Origin of the sequence: Luteibacter sp. 621 (assembly GCF_050435445.1) — a bacterium.
Taxonomy (GTDB): domain Bacteria; phylum Pseudomonadota; class Gammaproteobacteria; order Xanthomonadales; family Rhodanobacteraceae; genus Luteibacter.
This window is the reverse complement of sequence record NZ_JBNDKI010000031.1, coordinates 19,658-39,895: the sequence shown is the minus strand read 5'-3', so window position 1 is coordinate 39,895 and position 20,238 is coordinate 19,658. Positions and strand designations below refer to the sequence as shown.

Annotated in this window: 18 protein-coding genes; 12 read left to right on the top strand and 6 right to left on the bottom strand. The window is 66.2% G+C overall.

Annotation, left to right across the window (positions count from 1 at the left end):
- Nucleotides 1-282: 282 nt before the first annotated feature.
- Genes ABIE56_RS21885 through lpxK form a run of 4 tightly spaced genes read left to right on the top strand, consistent with a single transcriptional unit; the run spans nt 283 to nt 4,132 of the window.
- Nucleotides 283-939 (top strand): MotA/TolQ/ExbB proton channel family protein, encoded by a 657-nt coding sequence (locus ABIE56_RS21885; RefSeq protein ID WP_429245926.1) that lies wholly within the window; start codon nt 283-285, stop codon nt 937-939.
- Between the two features lie 3 nt (nt 940-942).
- The gene (locus ABIE56_RS21880; protein ID WP_429245925.1) at nt 943-1,371 is read left to right on the top strand and encodes an ExbD/TolR family protein; all 429 of its coding nucleotides are present in this window, start codon (nt 943-945) and stop codon (nt 1,369-1,371) included.
- On the top strand, nt 1,368-3,149 hold the full coding sequence (msbA, locus tag ABIE56_RS21875; protein WP_429245924.1) for a lipid A export permease/ATP-binding protein MsbA: 1,782 nt from the start codon (nt 1,368-1,370) through the stop codon (nt 3,147-3,149). Before ABIE56_RS21880 ends, msbA begins: the two co-directional genes overlap by 4 nt.
- Before the next feature lie 2 nt (nt 3,150-3,151).
- A complete protein-coding gene (gene lpxK / locus ABIE56_RS21870) occupies nt 3,152-4,132 on the top strand; it encodes a tetraacyldisaccharide 4'-kinase (RefSeq protein WP_429245923.1) in 981 nt (326 codons plus the stop codon).
- 87 nt (nt 4,133-4,219) lie between these two features.
- Here the strand turns inward: lpxK and ABIE56_RS21865 are convergent, their stop codons facing one another.
- Nucleotides 4,220-4,669 carry a glycine zipper 2TM domain-containing protein gene (locus tag ABIE56_RS21865; protein WP_429245922.1) on the bottom strand — a complete coding sequence of 150 codons (450 nt, stop codon included), beginning with the start codon at nt 4,667-4,669 and terminating at the stop codon, nt 4,220-4,222.
- 123 nt (nt 4,670-4,792) lie between these two features.
- Here ABIE56_RS21865 and ABIE56_RS21860 point away from each other — a divergent pair, with 123 nt between their 5' ends.
- Nucleotides 4,793-6,229 (top strand): cryptochrome/photolyase family protein, encoded by a 1,437-nt coding sequence (locus ABIE56_RS21860; RefSeq protein ID WP_429245921.1) that lies wholly within the window; start codon nt 4,793-4,795, stop codon nt 6,227-6,229.
- Nucleotides 6,230-6,256: 27 nt separating this feature from the next.
- On the opposite strand, the gene ABIE56_RS21855 is transcribed toward ABIE56_RS21860, so the two are convergent.
- Together ABIE56_RS21855 and ABIE56_RS21850 are read right to left on the bottom strand one after the other, a co-directional pair.
- Nucleotides 6,257-7,426, bottom strand: coding sequence for a cation:proton antiporter (locus ABIE56_RS21855; RefSeq protein WP_429245920.1), 1,170 nt, complete (start codon nt 7,424-7,426; stop codon nt 6,257-6,259).
- A gap of 55 nt (nt 7,427-7,481) precedes the next feature.
- Complete coding sequence (locus ABIE56_RS21850) at nt 7,482-8,975, bottom strand: MFS transporter (protein WP_429245919.1); 1,494 nt, start codon at nt 8,973-8,975, stop codon at nt 7,482-7,484.
- Nucleotides 8,976-9,075: 100 nt separating this feature from the next.
- On the opposite strand from ABIE56_RS21850, the gene ligA reads away from it, so the two are divergent.
- From ligA to gloA2, 3 genes are read left to right on the top strand one after another with little or no spacing between them, the layout of a single operon-like run.
- A complete protein-coding gene (ligA, locus tag ABIE56_RS21845; RefSeq protein WP_429245918.1) occupies nt 9,076-11,466 on the top strand; it encodes an NAD-dependent DNA ligase LigA in 2,391 nt (796 codons plus the stop codon).
- Between the two features lie 8 nt (nt 11,467-11,474).
- Nucleotides 11,475-12,416 (top strand): EF-P lysine aminoacylase EpmA, encoded by a 942-nt coding sequence (gene epmA / locus ABIE56_RS21840; protein WP_429245927.1) that lies wholly within the window; start codon nt 11,475-11,477, stop codon nt 12,414-12,416.
- Nucleotides 12,413-12,805 (top strand): SMU1112c/YaeR family gloxylase I-like metalloprotein, encoded by a 393-nt coding sequence (gene gloA2 / locus ABIE56_RS21835; protein WP_429245917.1) that lies wholly within the window; start codon nt 12,413-12,415, stop codon nt 12,803-12,805. Before epmA ends, gloA2 begins: the two co-directional genes overlap by 4 nt.
- Nucleotides 12,806-12,834: 29 nt before the next feature.
- On the opposite strand, the gene ABIE56_RS21830 is transcribed toward gloA2, so the two are convergent.
- Complete coding sequence (locus ABIE56_RS21830; RefSeq protein ID WP_429245916.1) at nt 12,835-13,524, bottom strand: DUF2461 domain-containing protein; 690 nt, start codon at nt 13,522-13,524, stop codon at nt 12,835-12,837.
- Nucleotides 13,525-13,537: 13 nt separating this feature from the next.
- Complete coding sequence (gene sbcB, locus ABIE56_RS21825; RefSeq protein WP_429245915.1) at nt 13,538-14,962, bottom strand: exodeoxyribonuclease I; 1,425 nt, start codon at nt 14,960-14,962, stop codon at nt 13,538-13,540.
- A gap of 65 nt (nt 14,963-15,027) precedes the next feature.
- Between sbcB and orn the strand changes: the two genes are divergently transcribed.
- The 4 genes from orn to ABIE56_RS21805 all read left to right on the top strand — a co-directional run bounded on the left by orn (nt 15,028) and on the right by ABIE56_RS21805 (nt 19,007).
- Nucleotides 15,028-15,594 (top strand): oligoribonuclease, encoded by a 567-nt coding sequence (gene orn, locus ABIE56_RS21820; protein ID WP_429245914.1) that lies wholly within the window; start codon nt 15,028-15,030, stop codon nt 15,592-15,594.
- Nucleotides 15,595-15,598: 4 nt separating this feature from the next.
- A complete protein-coding gene (gene folP / locus ABIE56_RS21815; protein ID WP_429245913.1) occupies nt 15,599-16,498 on the top strand; it encodes a dihydropteroate synthase in 900 nt (299 codons plus the stop codon).
- Nucleotides 16,499-16,596: 98 nt separating this feature from the next.
- The gene (glmM, locus tag ABIE56_RS21810; RefSeq protein WP_429245912.1) at nt 16,597-18,000 is read left to right on the top strand and encodes a phosphoglucosamine mutase; all 1,404 of its coding nucleotides are present in this window, start codon (nt 16,597-16,599) and stop codon (nt 17,998-18,000) included.
- A gap of 71 nt (nt 18,001-18,071) precedes the next feature.
- A complete protein-coding gene (locus ABIE56_RS21805; RefSeq protein WP_429245911.1) occupies nt 18,072-19,007 on the top strand; it encodes an isopenicillin N synthase family dioxygenase in 936 nt (311 codons plus the stop codon).
- A 309-nt stretch (nt 19,008-19,316) separates the two neighbouring features.
- Here ABIE56_RS21805 and ABIE56_RS21800 read toward each other — a convergent pair whose 3' ends face one another.
- Nucleotides 19,317-20,213 (bottom strand): DMT family transporter, encoded by an 897-nt coding sequence (locus ABIE56_RS21800; RefSeq protein ID WP_429245910.1) that lies wholly within the window; start codon nt 20,211-20,213, stop codon nt 19,317-19,319.
- Nucleotides 20,214-20,238: the final 25 nt, after the last annotated feature.

Sequence of the window (20,238 nt, the reverse complement as noted above, 5' to 3'; positions counted from 1 at the left end):
CCCCGCCCCCCGCTCCCTCCCCTCTCTCGCGCGGGCCCCCCCCCCCCCGCGGGCGGCCCCCCCCCCCCCCCCCCCCCCCCGCGGGGGGGCCCCCCCCCCCCCCCCCACGCCCCCCCCCCCCCCCCCCCCCCCCCCCCCCCCCCCGCTCCTACATGGCGTCGGCCAACGCTGATGGGCCTGCCCGCAATCCCCTACGTTCAGCCAGTGTGAAGGCCGACTCAGTCCCCCTCCCGGGCCCTGCTATCATGCGGGCCTGACTGATTAAGTACCCTTGGGGTTCACGTGCTCGAGATCCTTCTTGCCGGCGGTTGGGCGCTCCTGCCCATCCTCATCTGCTCCCTTGTCGCGCTTGCGATCGTGCTGGAACGCTTCTGGGCCCTGCGCCGTGCGGCGGTCCTGCCGCCGGGCCTGGGCGCGGAAGTACGCGAATGGGCGCGCTCCTCGCAGCTCGATGCGGCCCACCTGGCCGCCCTGGAAAAGGGTTCGCCGCTCGGTGAGCTGTTCGCCGGCGCCCTGGCCGTGCGTGACCGTCCGCGCGACATCATCAAGGAACGGATCGAGGATACCGGCCGCCATGTGGTTCACCGCATGGAGCGTTACCTCAACACGCTGGGCACCGTTGCCCTCATCGGGCCGCTGCTTGGCCTGCTTGGCACGGTCATCGGCCTCATTCGCATGTTCATGAACGTCATGGCCGGCGGTATCGGCGACCCGACCAAGATGGCCGGCGGTATCGGCGAAGCCCTCATCTGCACGGCGTTCGGCCTTATCGTTTCCATCCCCGCCTACGTGCTGCACCGCTACTTCCGTTCGAAGGTGAGCGGCTACGTGGTGCAGATGGAAAAGGAGGCCACCGCGCTACTCGATGATCTCTCCGCTCGCGCACCCGCGCCGCGCCGCCGTGCCACCGATGCGCAAGCCCCGGCGCAGGTTGGCTGATCCATGCGTATCGGTGCCCGTCGTGAGGACGATTTCGAGATCAACGTCATCTCGCTGATCGACGTCCTGCTTACCCTGCTCATGTTTTTCGTGCTCAGCACTACGTTTGTCGAACACTCCCGGCTCAAGGTGAACCTGCCCAAGGCCGATGCCGAGGCGCGTGAGTCCACTGATAACGCACTCACCGTCGTCGTGGATCGCGACGGCCACTACTCCGTCGGCAGCGACGAAGTGATGGGCGAGGGCATCGATCCGCTCAAGAGCGCGATCGAGCGCGTGGGTGGCGACAACCACGATCGCCTGGTGGTGATTCGCGCCGATGCGCTCACGCCGCACCAGAACGTGGTGCGCGCGATGGATGCGCTGGGCCAGCTTGGCTTCACCCGGCTTTCCATTGCCACCACGCCGGCCGAGACGGCGGGCGCGAAGTGAGCGCCCCCTCCAAGAAGGTACGGGTCTGGGATGCCCGGACCTGGGCGACCTATAAGCGCCTGCTGACCTATACGCGACGTTTCCGCACGGCCGGCTATATCGCCATCATCGGCATGATCATCGATCCGGTCTGTCTGTCGGTGTTCACCGGCTCGCTCAAGCCGATGATCGACAACCTGTTCGTCGACAAGAATCCGGAAACGATTTTCTGGATGCCGATCTGGATCATCGGCATCTTCCTGGTGCGTGGCGTCGCCTCGTACATCACCGATTACGGCATCGCCTATGTGGGCCGCAACGTGGTGCAGGCCATGCGCATCGACGTGTTTGCCGCTTACCTGCGCCTGCCGTCGGCGTTCTTCGCCCGCGAGCCGTCCGGCCAGCAGATATCGCGCGTGACGTACACCAGCGAACAGGTGGCCGCGGCATCGGCTGATTCGCTGAAAGTGGCCATTACCGAAGGCTTCACGGTCATCGGCATGCTGTGCGTCATGCTGTACTACAGCCCGTACCTCACCATGGCGTTGCTGGTGCTGGTGCCGTGCGTGGTGGCGCTGGTGACGGTCATCAGCCGCCGCTACCGCAAGATCAGCAAGCGCATCCAGGGCAACATGGGCACGGTCACCAGCGCGGTGGAAGAGGCCGTGGCCGCGAACCGCGAAGTGCGCATCTACGGCGGGCAGACACGTGAAGCGGAACGCTTCGGCGAAGTCGCCGAGCGCCAGCGCCGCCTGAACCTGAAAGTCTCCGCTACCAGCGCCGCCTCCAGCGCCACTATCCAGACCGTGGGCGCCATGGCCCTGGCCATGCTGGTGTTCCTGGCCACGCGGCCGGACATTCTCGACCACATCTCGCCCGGCATCTTCACCGCGGTGCTCACCGCCATGGGCGCCATGATGCCGTCCTTGAAGCGGCTCGCCGGCATCCAGGCCAGCCTGCAGAAGGGCGTCACGGCGGCCGAGGATCTGTTCGAGATCATGGATCAGCCGGCTGAAGTCGATACTGGTACCGAAGTGCTCGAGCGCACGAAGGGTGATATCCGCTTCGAAGACATCCACCTCGTGTACGAGCGCAACGAGCACGTCGCGCTGCGCGGCGTTACGCTGGCCTGCGCCCCCGGCACGGTCACGGCGCTGGTCGGGCGTTCGGGTAGCGGCAAATCCAGCCTGGTGAGCCTGCTGCCGCGCTTCTACGAGCCGACTAAGGGCCACATCCTGATCGATGGCCGCGATTACACGCATTACACGCTGCCGTCATTGCGCAAGCAGATTGCGTGGGTCGGCCAGCACGTGGTGCTGTTCGACGATACGGTTGCCGCCAATATCGCGTATGGCGAAATGGCCGATGCGACCGAGGCCGAGATCACGGCGGCGGCGAAGGCCGCCAATGCCATGGAATTCATCGAGCGCCTGCCCGAAGGGCTCAACACCCGTATCGGCCAGGGCGGTAACTCGCTTTCCGGTGGCCAGCGCCAGCGCATCGCCATCGCCCGGGCCATCCTGAAGAACGCGCCCATCCTGGTGTTGGATGAAGCCACCAGCGCGCTGGATACCGAGTCGGAACGCCTGATCCAGGATGCGCTGACCCGGCTCATGCGCGATCGCACCACGCTGGTTATCGCACACCGCCTGTCCACCATCGAACACGCCGACCAGATCGCTGTCATGGAGCAGGGCCGGGTCGTGGAGCTGGGCACGCATCGTGAACTGCTCGACATGGGCGGCCAGTACGCCGCCCTGCATCGCATGCAGTTCCACGAACAGGTCGCGGCGAGCTGAGCATGGCCCTGGGCGGGTCGTTACAACGGCGCTGGTATGGCGTGGGTCACCCACCGTGGTGGGCGCGGCCGCTCGAGGCGCTGTATGCGAACGTCGTGCGCCGCCGCGAGGAGGCCTTTCGTGCCGATCCGTCGAAAGTTGTCCGGCTACCGGTGCCTGTCATCGTCGTCGGTAACATCACCGTCGGGGGCACCGGTAAGACACCACTCATCATCGCCCTGGCCCAGGCCATGGCGGAACGGGGGTTCCGGCCTGGCGTGGTCAGCCGCGGCTACGGCGGTACCGAGCGCGGACCGTACCTGATCAAGGAGACGGACGCCCCGGCGATGGTCGGCGACGAGCCCTCGCTCATTCGCCAGTACGACATTCCTGTCGCGATCGGCCGGGAACGACCGGAGGCAGCGCAGCTGCTTATCGATGCGGGCTGTGACCTGGTGCTCGCCGACGATGGCCTGCAGCACCATCGCCTGGGTCGTGACGTGGAGATCTGCGTCATCGATGGCGAACGCCGCCTCGGCAATGGCCATTTGTTGCCGGCAGGGCCGCTGCGCGAGCCTGCGGCCCGTCTGGGTTCGGTGGATTTCATCGTGGTCAACGGTGGTACGCCGCAAGCCCACGAAGTGCCGATGCGGCTGGAAGGCGGCCTGGCGGTGAACCTGGATGACCCGACCCTCTCGGCGCCACTGTCCGATTTCGCCGGCCGCCCGGCGCATGCGGTCGCGGGCATCGGGAATCCATCGCGCTTCTTCGCCAGCCTTGCCGCGCATGGCATCGCCGTGGATGGCCATCCGTTCTCGGACCACCATGCTTTTACGAGCGGGGATTTTACCTTCGCGGATGGGTGCCCGGTGTTGATGACAGACAAGGATGCCGTGAAATGCCTGCCGTTCGCGCGGGCGAACTGGTGGCGTGTACCGGTGCGGGCGGTGGTGCCCGAGGCCTTTTGGGATGCCGTTGCCGCGAAGGTTCGCGCGGTGCGTTAAGTCAGTGACTCTCCCGAGCCATCGGTTTCTCAGACGAAAAAAAGGCCGCGAGTGATCGCGGCCTTTTTTGTCGCAAACGTGGGCCGCTTACTGCACGCGCTGCACGTTGCCCTGGTCGTCGACCACCACGGTATCGCCCTCGCGGATGCCCGAGGCATCCTTGACCGTGACGTTGGTGTAGCGGCCGTTGCCCATCTTGATGCTCAGGGTGTAGTTCTCGCCACCACCGCCCTTGCCGATCGCGTTGCCGGCAAAGCCGCCGCCGACCGCGCCGCCGACCGTGGCGAGGGTCTTGCCCTTGCCCTTGCCGACCTGGTTACCGAGCACGCCACCGGCGATCGCGCCGATCACGGCGCCCGCGGTGCCGTGGTCACGGCCCTGGGTGATGTTGGTATCGATGCGCTGCACCACGCCGCACTGGTCGCAGCGCACGTAGATGCCATCGGGGCGGGTCAGGGTCACCGCCGCCGCCGGCGTAGCGACCGCAGCGGCGAGCAGGGCGGCCATGGGGATGCCGAGGATGGTCTTGAGGTTCATGAGGATCTCCTTTTCGCGGGGCCAGGCAGGGAAAGGGACCGCGCGTACGCACAGTCTAAGCATTCAATCTGAATAGAAAGGGATCGGCATTCGCATTTCACGAACAGCGTGGATACTACGCCGATGACTACCGCTATCGTCTGGTTCCGCCGCGACCTTCGTCTTGCAGATAATCCCGCCCTGGTGGCGGCCGTTGAAGGCCATGACAGGGTTATTCCACTCTACGTCCATGCCCCGGATGAGGAAGGGGAGTGGGCGCCGGGTGCGGCTAGCCGGTGGTGGCTGCACCACTCGCTGGCGGCGTTGGATAAGGGGTTGCGACGGCACCGGGGTGCGCTGCAGATCGTTATCGCGCGCAAGCGAGCAAATACAGGGGGCGGGGGCACGCTGGGGGCGTTGCGCGAGGCCATCAAGGCCACGGGCGCGACGGCTGTTTACTTCAATCTTCTCTACGACCCGGCGATTCGCAAGCGGGATGCCCAGGTGCGCAAGGCGCTCGAGGCGGATGGCATCGATGTGGCCTCGTTCAATGCGAACCTTTGGTGCGATCCGTGGGAGATCGCCACGAAGGAGGATGAGCCATACCGGGTGTTTACCCCGTTCTGGCGCAACCTGCGCACGCGGATCGATGCGCAGGGACCGCTGGAGGAGCCCTCGCCGCTGCGCCTGGAGGCGCTGGCGACGTCGGCCGCGCTGGACGATCTCGCGCTTTTGCCGACGCTGGACTGGGCTAAAGGGTTCGACGAGTGGACGCCGGGCGAGGAGGGCGCGCACGACATGCTCAGCCTGTTTGCCGATGACGCGGTGGGCCATTACACCAGTGGGCGCGACCTGCCGGCGCGGCACGGTACCTCACGGCTCTCCCCGCACCTGCATTTCGGTGAGATCTCGCCGCGCCAGGTCGCCGAGCGCCTGCGCGCGCATTTCGCACGGCGCAAGAACGTGCCCGACCTGGAGCCGTACCTGCGTCAGCTTGGCTGGCGCGAATTCGGCCACCACCTGCTATGGCACTTCCCCGATACGCCGAAAAAGAACTTCAACACGAAGTTCGATGCGTTCCGCTGGGAGAAGCGTGACGCCCATGCGCTGCGCCGCTGGAAGCAGGGCAAGACCGGCATTCCGATCGTCGATGCCGGCATGCGTGAGCTCTGGGCAACGGGCTGGATGCATAACCGCGTACGCATGCTGGTTGCCAGCCTGCTGACGAAGAACCTGCGCCAGCACTGGCTGCTGGGGGAGAAGTGGTTCTGGGACACCCTGGTCGATGCCGACCTGGCCAACAACGCGATGGGCTGGCAGTGGGTGGCGGGCAGTGGCGCGGATGCCGCGCCGTATTTCCGCATCTTCAATCCGGTGACCCAGTCGGAGAAGTTCGACCCCGATGGGGCGTACATCCGGCGCTGGGTGCCTGAGTTGCGCGATGCCCCGGGACGCCTCGTGCACGCCCCCTGGGAAGACGAGAAGTACTTGAAGGCATCCGGCTACCCGCCGCCGATCGTGGACCTCAAGGCCAGCCGCGAAGATGCGCTCCTGGCCTACCAGCACTCAAAGTCTGTGTAGGAGCGCGCAAGCGCGCTCCTACAACGGTTATGCGGGCTTTTTGAGCAGCAACGCGAGAATGGGCGGTGTCACCATGGCGGTGAGCAGCGACATGGCCACGATCACCGCGTAGATCGTTTCATCGAACACGCCGGCGGCCAGCCCCAGGCTGGCGATCACCACGCCCACCTCGCCACGCGGCACCATGCCGAAGCCGACGATGGTGGCTCCGCGCTTGCCCAGCTTCAGGGCGCCGAGAAAGCCGCCTGCCAGCTTCGAGATGATGGCGATCAGGGTCACGACGAGCAGTGCGAGCAGGGCACTGGCGTTGCCCAGCGCCGCCAGGTTTACCTTCGCGCCGGTCACTACAAAGAAGAACGGGGTGAGGAAGGCCAGCAGCGGCGCCGTCTGCTCCTCGAGCTGGTGCCGCTGGCGGGTCTCCGAGGCGATCATGCCGGCGAGGAAGGCACCGATGATGGCGGCCAGGTGGAAACGCATGGAGAGGTAGGCCAGGCCCAGGCACAGCGCCAACACGATGGCCAGCACGGACATGGGGTTCGAAGGCTTCTCCAGCCATCCCGATCCGCGCCGCATCACCCGCGTGCCGCCCCAGCCGATGACAGCGACGAAGCCAATGGCGCCAAGCAGCGTGCCCGCCAGGCTGCCGATATCCACGTTGCCCCCCCCCTGCAGCGACGACACGACGCCGAGCAGCAACATGGCCAGGATGTCGTCGATGACCGCGGCGCCCAGGATGATCCGCGCCTCCTGCCGTTGCAGCACGCCCAGTTCCTGCAGCACGCGTGCGGTGATGCCTGCCGACGTGGCGACGAATGCCGCGGCGACGAACATGGAGCGGATCCAGTCGAAGCCCGAGCCATGCGCCCATAGCGCGCCCAAGGCGAAGGGAATAAACACGCCCAGTACGCCGACGAGGAAGGCACTGGCACCGACCTTCTTCAGGTCATCCAGCCGTGTTTCCAGGCCAACTGAGAAAAGGAGCAGGATCACACCGATTTCGGCGAGCACATCCAGGGGCGTTCCGACCGCGATATCGGGCAGGGTGACCCAGCCCAGCGCACTCGGGCCGATGGCGCAGCCGGCCGCAATCTCGCCGACAACCGAAGGTAATTTAAGGCGTTGCGCGATCTCGCCGCCGATCTGCGCGGCAACGAAGATGATGAAAAGGGTAAGCAGGATGCCTGCCGAGTCGTGCATGGTGATCGTTCCTGATCCGACGCCGCCGGGGAGCGCGGCCTCCCGAGGGTAGCCGTTATTCGTCGGCGGTGGCGAGCTTTGCCTCGGTGGCTGTGCGCGGTACGCGCGTATCGCGCAACCGGCTGAACACCCAGCTCGCGGCCAGGGTGATCAGGCCCAGCACGATCACCGACCAGCGGAACGCCCACACGTACGGATGCTTGTCCGACGAACCCAGGAAGCCGGCCATCAGCAGCGTGGCCAGTGCGATGCCAAAGCTCATCGAAAGGTACTGCGCCGTTGACGCCATGGACGAGGCCATCGAAGCCTGCTTCACGTCGACATCCACGTAAGCCAGCGTGTTCATCGAGGTGTATTGCACCGACATCACCGCACCGTAGACGTACACGAACGAGGCGATGATCCAGGTTGGCGTATCGGTATCGAGCAGGGCGAACGAGCACAGCACCAGGCTCACCAGGATGGTGTTGCCCAGCAGCAGGCGGCGGTACCCGAACGCCGTGATCAGGCGATGGATGAAGGGTTTCACGGTGATCGAGCCAAGCGCCTGCGGCACCATCATCAGGCCCGCCACCAACGGCGACCAGCCACAGCCGATCTGCAGGAACAGCACCAGCAGCAGGTACATGCCCGATACGCCAAGGCGGGTGAACAGGTTGCCTGCCAGCGATACCCACACGCTGCGCACCTTCAGCAGCGACAGGTCGCTGACCGGGAATGCCACGCGGCGGCTGTGCCGCACATACAGGGTGCCCAGCACGGCGGCACCGGCGGCGCACGCCGCGATCCACATCGCTTCACCGTGGCCGCCCAGGGTTTCGGCGACCAGCAGGCATAGCGCCGATGTGCCAGCGAACAGCAGGAAGCCCAGCGTATCGAACGGGTTAGCCTGGTCCAGGCGGAACTCGGGCATCTCGCGCCGGTTCAGCCACAGGCCCACCAGGCCCACGGGCACGTTGATCAGGAAGATCAGGCGCCAGTGGGTGAATTCAACGATGGCGCCGCCAAGCAGTGGCCCAAACACTGAGCCGAGCAGGCCAAACGTCGCGACCGTGCTCATGGCGCTCACGAACTCGCGCCGGTCAATGCTGCGCACCAGGACGTAGCGCCCCACCGGCATCAGGGCGGCGCCGCCCAGGCCCTGGACGATGCGCGCCGCCACGAGTTGCGGCAGCGATTGCGCGATGCCGCACAGCAGCGAGCCCAGCGCAAAGACCAGGATGGCACCGCCATAGACCTTGCGCGTGCCGAAGCGATCGCACAGCCAGGGGCTCATGGGGATGAAGATCGCCAGCGTGAGCACGTAGCTGGTGAGCGCCGTGCGCATGCTAAGCGGCGTGACCTCCAAAGCATTGGCAATGGAAGGCACCGCCGTGTTCACGATGGTGGAATCCAGCGCCTGCATGAAGAACCCGGCGGCCACGAGCCAGATCAGGCCACGGTAGCGGGCCTTGCTGGAGGGCCCGGCCGGTGCCAGGGCGGGCGTGTCGGTGGGCAGGGCGTGGACGTCGGCGGCTTTGGGGTTATCGATGACGTCGTCGGCAGGCATGGCCAAGCCATTATAGCGGAACGGGGATATTGCTTTTGGCGCGTCTTCGGCCGACCCTTTAAGGTCGCGTCCGCCCGCGCATTCATCACGGACCCTGCACATGCCCCAAGCCATCGCCCCCATCGACGCCGCCGAGCGTGCCGCTGACCTTCGCCGCCGCATCGAGGACGCGAATTACCGGTACCACGTGCTGGATGATCCGGATATCGCCGACGCCGAGTACGACAAGCTCATGCGTGAGCTCGAGGCGCTGGAAAACCAGTACACCGACCTGGCCAGCGAAGATTCGCCCACGCGGCGTGTCGGGGCGCGGGCGCACGGTGGTTTTGCTGAAGTGACCCACGCAGTGCCCATGCTTTCGCTGGGTAACGCGTTCGAGACCGAAGGCGACACCGATCGCGAAAAATATCGCGAGGTCGCCGATTTCGAGCGCCGCATCGAGCAGACCCTGGGCCGCAGCAGGCCGGTGTTCTCGGTAGAGCCCAAGCTGGATGGCCTGGCTATCAGCCTGCGCTACGAGAACGGGGTATTCGTGCAGGGCGCGACGCGCGGCGATGGTGCCGTGGGCGAGGATGTCACGGCCAACCTGCGTACGGTGAAGGCCATCCCCTTGCGCTTGCGTGGCGAGGGCTGGCCACGCGTCCTTGAGGTGCGTGGCGAGGTGATCATGCCGCGCGCGGGCTTCGAGGCGTTCAATGAGCGCGCTCGCGCGGCCGGTGAAAAGCCGCTGGCCAATCCGCGCAACGGCGCAGCCGGCTCACTGCGCCAGTTGGATCCGGGTATCACCGCAAAGCGGCCACTGGCATTTTTCGCGTATGCCGTGGGCCGCGTGGAAGACGGTGAGTTGCCGGACACGCATTCGGCTACGCTGCAAAAGCTGCGCGAGTGGGGCTTTCCCGTGTCGCCTGAAGTCTCGACGGCCGCGGGCTTCGAGGGCCTCATCACCTACTTCCGCAAGATCGGCGCCAAGCGCGACAGCCTGCCGTACGACATCGATGGCGTGGTCTACAAGCTGGATGACTACGAAGGCCAGCACGACATGGGCTTCGTCTCGCGCGCGCCGCGCTGGGCCATCGCGCACAAGTACCCTGCGCAGGAACAGATGACCACGGTGGAGGGCATCGAGATCCAGATCGGCCGTACCGGCGCGGCGACTCCGGTCGCCCGACTTACGCCGGTGCAGGTGGGTGGCGTGACGGTCACCAATGCCACGCTGCACAACGCCGACCAGATCGCACGCCTTGATGTGCGCGTGGGCGATACCGTGATCGTGCGCCGTGCTGGCGATGTGATCCCCGAAGTAGCCCGTGTCGTCGAAGACCGCCGCCCGGAAGGCACGGTGCCCTGGCACATGCCGGCCACGTGCCCGGTGTGCAACTCGGAACTCATCCGCGAAGAAGGTGCGGCGGCGTATCGCTGCTCGGGCGGCCTGATCTGCGCCGCGCAGCGCAAGGAAGCCCTGATCCACTTCGCCTCGCGCCGTGCCATGGACATCGACGGCCTGGGCGATCGCTTCGTCGATGCGCTGGTCGAGTTCGACATGGTGAAGACCCCAGCCGATCTGTATAGCCTCACCGTGGAACGCTTCATCGACATGAAGCGCCGCGCCGACGAGCGTGACGGCACCACGCCGGAGACGGTGAAGCAGGGCAAGGTCGCGACCAAGTGGGCCGAGAACCTGGTCGAATCGATCGAGGCCAGCAAGACGTCCACGTTGCCGCGGTTCCTGTTTGGCCTGGGCATCATGCATATCGGCGAAAGCACGGCGAAGACGCTGGCGCTGTGGCTTGGTTCGCTGGCGGTGGTAAGGCGCACCCCGGCCCCCGTGCTGCGCGTGCTGCCGGATATCGGCGACGAGGTCGCGACATCCATCGCCACCTTCTTCGAGCAGGAAGGCAACGAGAAGGTCGTCGATGCGCTGCTGGCGGCCGGCATCACCTTTGCCGACGAAGGCGCGCCATCGCCCAAGCTGCGCGACCGCCTGGGCCTGGATGTGCTGCTGGATTCGGCGAAGATCCCGAAGCTGGGCCCGAAGAGTACGGCACTGCTTGGCAAGCAGTACGCCTCGCTGGAGGCGCTGGTGAAGGCCAGCGAACACCAGTGGATTGTGGCGGGCGTGCCGCAGGCCGCCGCATCGAACCTTACGGCGTACCTGGCCGATCCCAAGAACGCCGAAGCACTCGCCCGCAATGACTGGGCGATGCGCGCGCTGCTCGAGGCGCTGCCGGCGAAATCTGCCGCCGCGTTGCCGCTGGAGGGCCACACGTACGTGATTACCGGCACCATGGAAACGCTCAAGCGGGATGACGCCACCGAGCGGCTTGAGTCTCTCGGCGCCAAAGTCGCCGGTTCGGTATCGAAGAAAACCACGGGTGTCTTCGCTGGCGAGGCCGCCGGTTCCAAGCTGGACAAGGCCAACGAGTTGGGCATCCCGGTGCACACCGAGGCCGACCTGATCGCGCTGCTCACTGAGCACGGGGTGGGGCCGTGAGCCGCGACATGAAGCACCTGCGCTTGCGTGCGGCCACGTACGCGCGCATCCGCGCGTTCTTCGCCGAGCGTGGCGTGCTGGAGGTGGAGACGCCCATGCTCTCCGCGGCCGGCAATACCGATCCGAACATCCAGAGCTTCCACACCCGCTTCAGCGGGCATGTGGATGCCGGCCCGGCGCAACGCTGGCTGCGCACCTCGCCGGAGTTCCCTTTGAAACGCCTGCTCGCCGCGGGCCTGGGCGATTGCTACGAGCTGGGGCGTGTGTTCCGCGATGGCGAGGCCGGTGGGCGGCACAACCCCGAGTTCAGCATGCTGGAGTGGTATCGCGTGGGCTGGGACCATAGCCAACTGGCGCGCGAGGTCCTGGACTTGCTTGAAAAGTTGCTGCTCGAAGCGGGGCGCAATTTCGAGATCGTGGAAACGACCTATCGGGGCCTGTTCCACGATGCGCTGGGGGTGGATGCGCTTACCGATCCGGTGGAGACGCTGCGCGCCGCCCTCGGTGATGTGCACATCAATGGCGAGGGCCTGACCCGGGACGACTGGCTCGACCTGCTGATGACCCATCGCATCCAGCCGACGTTCCCCCGCGACCGCGTTACCGTCGTTTCGGATTTCCCGGCCTCGCAGTGTGCATTGGCGCGCATCCGCAAGGTCGAACCGCCCGTCGCTGAGCGTTTCGAGGTGTACGTGGGCCCGTACGAGGTGGCCAACGGTTACCACGAACTCAACGATCCGAAGGAACAGCGCGGACGTTTCGAGCGGGACAACGCCGTGCGGCGCGAGCGCGGGCAGCACGAGGTGCCGCTGGATGAGAAACTGCTGGCGGTCCTGGGCAAGATGCCCGATTGCGCCGGCGTGGCGTTGGGCGTGGAGCGTTTGCTGATGGTACTGGCTGACACCGACCGCATCGCCGATGTGCTCGCCTTTCCGTTCCACGAGGCATGAGCACGATGCTGAAAGCGATCCACCACGTGGCGATTATCTGCTCGGATTACCCGCGTTCGAAGGCGTTCTACACGGACGTGCTTGGGCTGAAAGTGATCCACGAGGTGTACCGCGAGGCGCGCGATTCGTGGAAGCTGGATCTGGAAGTGAGCCCTGGGGTGCAGATCGAGCTGTTCTCGTTCCCGTCACCCCCGCCGCGCGTATCGCGGCCGGAGGCCCAGGGCCTCCGGCATATCGCGTTCGCGGTGGATGATCTCGATGCCGCAGTGGCGCGGATCGAGGCGCACGGTGTGGTGTGCGAGCCGATCCGGGTGGATGAGTACACCGGTAAGCGGTTTACGTTCTTCGCCGATCCCGATGACCTGCCGGTGGAGCTTTACGAGGGGTAGCTCGTCCGCGCACCGACTTCAGGCTTCGGTTAGAACTCGAGTTCCTGCGCCGCGCACAGGTAATCCACCATCGGCGCCAGACGCTTGAAGCTGTCGACCACGAACGGCAGAAGCTCGGTGGAGCAGGCCATGGCTTCGTCGAAATCCTGTCCGGCGGCGAAGTTTTTCCGCTTCAGGTCTTCGATCAACTCGTGGTTTGCATCGAACCCACGCGGCGGCCGGGTAAGGCTCTCGCCCCACCACGAGTAACGGTCCTGGAACGCCTTGCTGCGGGTCGCACGCTTCCAGGCATCCGGGTTATCCGAAAGGAACTCACGGAGCTTCTTCAGTACCGGCGGTTCCGGATGCCACATGCCGCCACCGACGAAGCACTCGCCCGGCTGGATGTGCAGGTAGAAGCCAGGGGCCTGGATCTCGTGGCGGCGCTCGTGGAAGAAGCGCGAGCCCTGCCAGTTCTTGTACGGCTGCTTGTCATTGGCAAAGCGCGTATCGCGGTGGATGCGGTACAGCGAGCCGCCGACCTTGCGCGGATCCGCGCGGAAGTGCGGGCTGATCTTCGCCAGCGGTGCCTGCATATCGGTGATCAGCGCGGTGAACGGCTCGCGCACGTGGCGCTCGTAGTCGTCCTTGTGCGCCTGGAACCATTCGCGGCTGTTGTTACGGGCCAGCGCCTTGAAGAATTTGAAGGTGGCGGGCGTGAAATAGGCGGTATGCGGCATGGGTGCAGAGGGCTCAGAGCAGGGATTCGCCCCATGCGTCCAGCTCATCGAGCAGGGGCAGGGGTGCGCCGGGCATCAGGCGCAGGGTGGCCAGTTCGGTGGTGTAGTCGGCAAGGGTCAGCGTGGTGAGCGGGCCATGCCGGGTGAGGCGATCGACGCGGAAGGCCTCCCAGCGGGCGTACTCATCCACGGTGAGCGTATCGGGCCAGTTGCGGGCGCGGTAACGGAACAGCAGCTCGCCATAGCGCGGATCGCGGAAGGTGAAGCGGCCACTGCCCAGCTGGTCGGGCGGCGTGGCGCGCACCTCGGCCAGCAGGCGGCGATCAGCGTCGGGCAGGAAACCGCCATACAAGGCGAGCTCAGGGTCGCCGGCCGGGGGCATGTCAGCGGCGTGGCCGTAAACGCGGCGCAGCTTCTCCGCGAGGCCTGGTGCTTCGCGCAGCATCGCAAGGTGCGTCTCGACCCGCGCCATGTCCAGGCCAAGGCGGCCGTGGTCCACGCCCTTCAGCACGGAGAGTGGGGCGAGTGCCGGCGCGTGGTTCGCGCGCACGGTGCGCAGCGCGATCCGCTCCACGCCTTCGGGCAGGTCCGCCCGCGACGTGAAGACGCGGTCCGCCACATCGCCATCGTCCAGGCTCAGCAGGTCGGTGGGGTCTGCCGTGAGGTCGTACACGATCACCTCGCCGGCGCGCGATGGATGCGCGGCCAGGGGGGCGATGACCGTGAGGCATTGCCGGCTGGCGGGGTAGCGCGAGGAGACGTGCACCACCGGCGTCATGGCGGCCACATCGAGCAGTTCAAAGACGCGCTGCTTGCGGCGCAGGCCGAAGTACCAGTCCCACAGCTTCGGCTGGTGGGTGCGGATCAGCCGAGCCAGGCCAATCAGCGCCTCCACGTCGGAGAGCGCATCGTGGGCGCGGTCCTGCTTCAGGTGGTTGGCGGTGGCCAGGTGCTCCAGCTTGAAGCTGGGCGTGCCGTCGTCACGCGTGGGCCAGGTAATGCCCTCCGGGCGCAGGGCCTGGCACAGGCGCACCAGATCGATCAGGTCCCAGCGTGAATTGCCGTTCTCCCACTCGCGGGCGTACGGCTCGTAGAAATTGCGATACAGCAGGTGACGGGTGAACTCATCATCGAAGCGCAGGGAGTTGTAGCCCACGCCGCAGGTGCCGGGCATGCCCAGCTGCTCGTGCACCACGGCGGCAAAATCCGCTTCGGACAGGCCTTCACGCTCGGTAAGCTGGGGGGCGATGCCGGTGATCAGGCAGGCGGCCGGCTGCGGCGGCATATCGCGCGGCGGCCTGCAGTACACCATCACCGGCTCGCCCACGATCGCCAGGTTGGCGTCGGTACGGATGCCGGCAAACTGGCTGGGGCGGTCCCGCCGCGGGTCGGCGCCGAAGGTCTCGTAGTCGTGCCAGAAGAAGGTCGGTTCGGCCATCACGCCATCATCGCATGCAGGGGGAGGCGAGGGCGAGGTAGACTGCCTGATACAAAGGAGCTCCCATGACGCTAGCGCACGACGACAACCTCATCTGGATCGACCTGGAAATGACCGGGCTGGACACGGATAACGACTCCATCCTGGAGATCGCGACCGTTGTGACGGACAAGGATCTGAACGTGCTAGCCGAGGGGCCGGTGTACGCCATCAGCCACGCGGATGCCCGCCTGCAGCAGATGGATGCGTGGAACCGCAACCAGCACCAGCGCTCGGGCCTGTGGGGCCGGGCGGTGGAATCGGATGCCTCGCCCGAAGAGGCCGAGGCCGCGACCATCGCGTTCCTGCAGAAGTGGGTGCCGGCAGGCAAGTCGCCCATGTGCGGCAATTCCATCTGCCAGGATCGCCGCTTCCTGCACCGCGAGATGCCGAAGCTGGAGCGCTTCTTCCACTACCGCAACCTCGATGTGTCCACGCTCAAGGAGCTGTCGCGCCGCTGGTCGCCGGAGATCGCCAAGGGCTTCTCGAAAGATTCCGCGCATACGGCGCTGTCCGATATCCGCGATTCCATCGACGAGCTGCGTTACTACCGCCGCTTCATGGGTGCCATCGGCGGCACCCAGCCGGGCTGAGCGCATGGATCTCTTCGCCACCTCGCTGGACTGCAACGGCCGTGCCCTGGTGCTGGATCGCCCTCGCATCGCCGGCATCGTCAACGTCACCCCGGATTCGTTCTCCGACGGTGGCCAGCACAACACGCTGGAAGCGGCCTATGCGCACGCCATGCGCCTGGCGGAAGAGGGCGCCGACCTGCTCGACGTGGGCGGTGAATCCACCCGCCCGGGTGCCGAGGATGTCTCCGCCGAAGAGGAAATCCGTCGCGTGGTGCCGCTCATCGAGCGGTTGGCCGCGGCGACCACGCTGCCCATCTCGATCGATACCTCCAAGCCCGAGGTCATGCGTGCCGCGGTGGGCGCGGGCGCAGGCCTGATCAACGATGTATTCGCCCTGCGCCGCGAAGGCGCGCTGGATGCAGCCGCTGAGCTGCGCATGCCGGTATGCCTCATGCACATGCAGGGCGAGCCGCGCAGCATGCAGGCCGATCCGCAGTACGACGATGTGGTGGGCGAAGTGCACCGCTTCCTCACCGATCGCCTGTTCGCCTGCGAGCTGGCCGGCATCGACCGGCGCAAGGTGCTGGTGGATCCGGGGTTCGGCTTCGGCAAGAACCTGGAACACAACCTGGCCCTGTTGCGCGCCACGGCCCGCTTCGCCGAACTGGGCGCCGGCGTATTCATTGGCCTGTCCCGCAAGAGCATGATCGGCCAGATCACCGGCCGCTCCGAACCCGCCGCCCGTGCCGCCGGCTCCGTCGCCGCGGCACTCATCGCGGCGCAGCGCGGCGCGGTCATTCTCCGCGTGCACGACGTGGCCCCCACTGTGGATGCCCTCGCCGTTTGGCACGCCGTGAAGGCCGGCGATACCGCCCCGCGCGTGGATAAGCCCGCCATGCCCCGCTGGCCCGACGACGAGTAAGCCGCCAGGCCTCCTACACCATCCGGCCTGTGCGATGGCCGGGCTTTCGCTTCACCGGAGGAGGGGTATCATCCCCGTCCCAGGAAGGAGTTAGAGCCATGAGCGAACGTAAATACTTCGGAACCGACGGCATCCGGGGCCAGGTGGGCAGCTACCCGATCAGCGCCGACTTCATCCTGCGCCTGGGCCGTGCCGCTGGCGCCGTGCTGGCGCGCCGCCGCGCCGCCGACAAACGCCCGTCCGGCGCCGGGCCCGATCGCCGCGACCACTCGCGCAAGGTCATGGTCGTGATCGGCAAGGACACACGCGTTTCCGGCTATATGTTCGAGTCAGCCCTGGAAGCCGGCCTGGTGGCCTCCGGCGCCGATGTACGCCTGCTCGGCCCCATGCCCACCCCGGGCGTGGCCTACCTGACCCGCTCCCTGCGCGCCGATGCGGGCATCGTGATCAGCGCCTCGCACAACCCGCACCAGGACAACGGCATCAAGTTCTTCTCCGGCCAGGGCGAGAAGCTGGATGACGAGCTGGAGGCCGAGATCGAGGCTGAGCTCGAGGCGGACTTCGCCACGGTGCCCTCGGAGGCCCTGGGCAAGGCGAAGCGCGTGGATGACGCGGTCACCCGTTACGCCGAATTCTGCAAGTCCACCGTGTCGGATGATTTTTCGCTGGCCGGCATGCACATCGTGCTGGATTGCGCCCATGGCGCCACCTACCAGGTCGCGCCCATGGTCTTCACCGACCTGGGCGCCACGGTGACCACCATCGGCGCCGAGCCCGATGGCCTGAACATCAACCGCGGCGTCGGTTCCACCTCGCCCGAAGCGCTTGCCCGCGCCGTCGTGGAGAAGGGCGCCGACCTGGGTATCGCGTTTGATGGCGATGGCGACCGCGTCCGCGTCGTCGACAAGGACGGCACGGTGACCGATGGCGACGACATGCTCTATGTCATCGCCCGCCACTGGAAGAAGAAGGCTTCACTGCCTGGCCCGGTGGTCGGCACGCTCATGAGCAACTACGGCCTGCAGCGCGCGCTGAAGCAGATGGAGATCCCGTTCATCCGCGCCAACGTCGGCGATCGCTACGTTTTGCAGCAGTTGAAGGAACATGGCGGCGTCCTCGGCGGCGAAACGTCCGGCCATGTGCTGTGCCTGGACCGCTTCACCACCGGCGATGGCATCGTCGCCGCGCTGGCCCTGCTGGAGACACTGGCCGAAGCGGGCGAGACCTTCGCCGATGCCCGCGCCGGGCTCGTCAAATTGCCGCAGACGATGGTCAACGTACGCGTGGAAGGCGCCAAGGCGGCCCTGGGTTCCGATACGGTCCGGCAGGCCCTCGCCGAGGTGGAATCCGCCCTGGAGGGCCGCGGCCGCGTGGTGCTGCGTGCCTCGGGCACCGAACCCCTGGTGCGGGTCACGATCGAGGCTGCCGATGCCGCGGAAGTGGAACGGCTGGCGGGGCAGCTGGCTAACGCCGTAAAATCAGCAGCCCAGGCCGTCGCCTGAGCCCAATTGACGCCTCCGGCCGGCGCGGTTACCCCGCGCCGGCTTTTTCATGCCCGAAAGCAGGTCACACCATGAAGCAGGTTCCTACCCTCGATATCCGCCGTTTTGAGACCGACCGTGAGGCGTTCGTCGCCGAACTGGGCGCGGCCTACCGCGAATTCGGTTTCTGCTGCATCAGCGGCCATGGCATCCCCAAGGAAGCCATCGATGGCGCCTACGATGCCTTCAAGGCCTTTTTTGCCCTGCCCGATGACGTGAAGCGCAAGTACCACATCCCCGGTGGTGGTGGCGCCCGCGGCTACACCCCGTTCAAGGTGGAAACCGCCAAGGATTCGAAGTTCGCCGACCTGAAGGAGTTCTTCCATATCGGCCGCGAGATTCCGCGCGACTCGAAGTACGCCGATGTGATGCCGCCGAACGTGTGGCCGGAAGAGGTGCCCACCTTCAAGGCGCAGGGCTACGGTATCTACCAGGCGCTGGACCAGCTCGGCAGCCGCGTCCTGCGCGCCCTGGCCCTGCACATCGACCTGCCGGAGACCTTCTTCGAGGACAAGGTGAACTCGGGCAACTCCATCCTTCGCCCGATCCACTACCCGCCGATTACCCAGACCGATGTGCCGAACGTGCGCGCTGGCGCCCATGAGGACATCAACTTCATCACCCTGCTGGTCGGTGCCAGCACCGCGGGCCTCGAAGTGCTCACGCGCGAGGGCGAATGGCTGCCTATCACCAGCGAAGGCGACGCCATCGTGGTGAACATCGGTGACATGCTGCAGCGTCTCACCAACCATGTGTACCCCTCGACCACGCACCGCGTGACCAACCCGGCCGGCGATGCCGCCCGCAAGCCGCGTTACTCGGTGCCGTTCTTCCTGCACCCGAACCCGGATGTGGTGCTGGATGTGCTGCCGTCGTGCGTGACGCCGGATAACCCGAAGCGTTACCCGGAGCCGATCACGGCCCACGAGTACCTTCAGGAACGTCTGCGCGAAATCAAACTTATCTGACACCCCCTTAGCGGGTTTTTCACCGGGAGGGCCGCACAGTCGGCTCTCCCGGCCGTCGTTCCCCCGGAGATTCCCGCCATGCCTTCCCGCCCGCGCCCGCAGGCCAAGCGTTCGTCACCCCGTAAAAAGGGTTCAGGCCGGTCCTCGGCCCAGCGTGCGCGCCGTGCCCGCACCATGAAAGCCCGCGGCCGCGCGTAAGCGCGACCGCGAGTGCAAGGCAGGCCCGGGTAACGGCTGCGCCGCATCGCGCGCAAGCGCGCTTCTACAGGTGCAGGGCAGGTCTTATGTAGGAGCGAGCTTGCTCGCGATTCACGGCGCCACAAGGTCCGAAGCCTCGGCCCGTTCCCCCTTATGCAGGAACGGATGCGCAAACACCGCGCCCAGGATCACCGCCACGCCAAGGTAAAACGCCCAGCCCAGCTCGCGCTGTTCGCCCAGCAGGGGAATGGCCAGCAGGATCGCGTACACCGGCTCCAGGTTCGTCACCATCTGCGTAGCGAAAGCCGAGAGATGGCGCAGCGCGGATAGCGCCAGCGCGAACGGTAGCAACGTGCAGCCAAAGGCCAGTACCACCATGAGCGCCGCATCGTGCCCATTAGGCAGCACGAAGGAGGGGCCCGGCATGAACGGCGCGGCTAGCGTAAGAAACAGCGTGCCTGCGCCCAACTCCACGCAAGTCACGGTCAGCGAATCCGCATGCTCGATATAGCGCTTGTTCAATGCCCCGAAGAAGGCGACGAACAGGGCAGAGAGCACGCCCACCGCCAGACCCAGGCGCATATCGCCTGGAAGCCCGCCAGCGACCAGCGCGACGCCTGGAATCACCGCAGCGCCGAGCATCAGTTCCCTGGGTTCAAACGGACGCCTGGCGATCCACGGTTCGACGATGGCCAGGAACGCCGGGCACATGGCAATGCAGGTGGCCGCCACCGATGCATTGGCCAGCTTGATGGCGCCGTAGAAAGTAAGCCAGTGCAGTGCGACGACCACCCCGATCCCTGCGTAGATCAGCAACAGGCGCGGCGGTGTCGCACGCAAACCGCGCCACACCCGTGGCACGCAGAGCAGCGCGGCCGAGACCAGCAACATGCGCCACCACACCAACGGCAGGGCGGCCAGGGTAATGAGCTTGCCGAGGATGGCCGTGAAGCCCCAGAGCAGGACGCAGAAGTGGATCTGGAAGAGGGCTTTTCGGGTCGGCAGCATGCGCGCACTTTACCCGTTGGACGGC

Excerpts from the sequence above, each read along its gene's own strand:
- ABIE56_RS21855 (WP_429245920.1), bottom strand. The coding sequence starts at position 7,426 with ATGCACGACTCGGCAGGCATCCTGCTTACCCTTTTCATCATCTTCGTT.
- ligA (WP_429245918.1), top strand. The coding sequence starts at position 9,076 with ATGCCCCAAGCCATCGCCCCCATCGACGCCGCCGAGCGTGCCGCTGAC.
- ABIE56_RS21860 (WP_429245921.1), top strand. The coding sequence starts at position 4,793 with ATGACTACCGCTATCGTCTGGTTCCGCCGCGACCTTCGTCTTGCAGAT.
- lpxK (WP_429245923.1), top strand. The coding sequence starts at position 3,152 with ATGGCCCTGGGCGGGTCGTTACAACGGCGCTGGTATGGCGTGGGTCAC.
- epmA (WP_429245927.1), top strand. The coding sequence starts at position 11,475 with ATGAAGCACCTGCGCTTGCGTGCGGCCACGTACGCGCGCATCCGCGCG.
- ABIE56_RS21865 (WP_429245922.1), bottom strand. The coding sequence starts at position 4,669 with ATGAACCTCAAGACCATCCTCGGCATCCCCATGGCCGCCCTGCTCGCC.
- glmM (WP_429245912.1), top strand. The coding sequence starts at position 16,597 with ATGAGCGAACGTAAATACTTCGGAACCGACGGCATCCGGGGCCAGGTG.
- ABIE56_RS21850 (WP_429245919.1), bottom strand. The coding sequence starts at position 8,975 with ATGCCTGCCGACGACGTCATCGATAACCCCAAAGCCGCCGACGTCCAC.
- folP (WP_429245913.1), top strand. The coding sequence starts at position 15,599 with ATGGATCTCTTCGCCACCTCGCTGGACTGCAACGGCCGTGCCCTGGTG.
- ABIE56_RS21830 (WP_429245916.1), bottom strand. The coding sequence starts at position 13,524 with ATGCCGCATACCGCCTATTTCACGCCCGCCACCTTCAAATTCTTCAAG.
- ABIE56_RS21880 (WP_429245925.1), top strand. The coding sequence starts at position 943 with ATGCGTATCGGTGCCCGTCGTGAGGACGATTTCGAGATCAACGTCATC.
- sbcB (WP_429245915.1), bottom strand. The coding sequence starts at position 14,962 with ATGGCCGAACCGACCTTCTTCTGGCACGACTACGAGACCTTCGGCGCC.
- ABIE56_RS21800 (WP_429245910.1), bottom strand. The coding sequence starts at position 20,213 with ATGCTGCCGACCCGAAAAGCCCTCTTCCAGATCCACTTCTGCGTCCTG.
- ABIE56_RS21805 (WP_429245911.1), top strand. The coding sequence starts at position 18,072 with ATGAAGCAGGTTCCTACCCTCGATATCCGCCGTTTTGAGACCGACCGT.
- gloA2 (WP_429245917.1), top strand. The coding sequence starts at position 12,413 with ATGAGCACGATGCTGAAAGCGATCCACCACGTGGCGATTATCTGCTCG.
- orn (WP_429245914.1), top strand. The coding sequence starts at position 15,028 with ATGACGCTAGCGCACGACGACAACCTCATCTGGATCGACCTGGAAATG.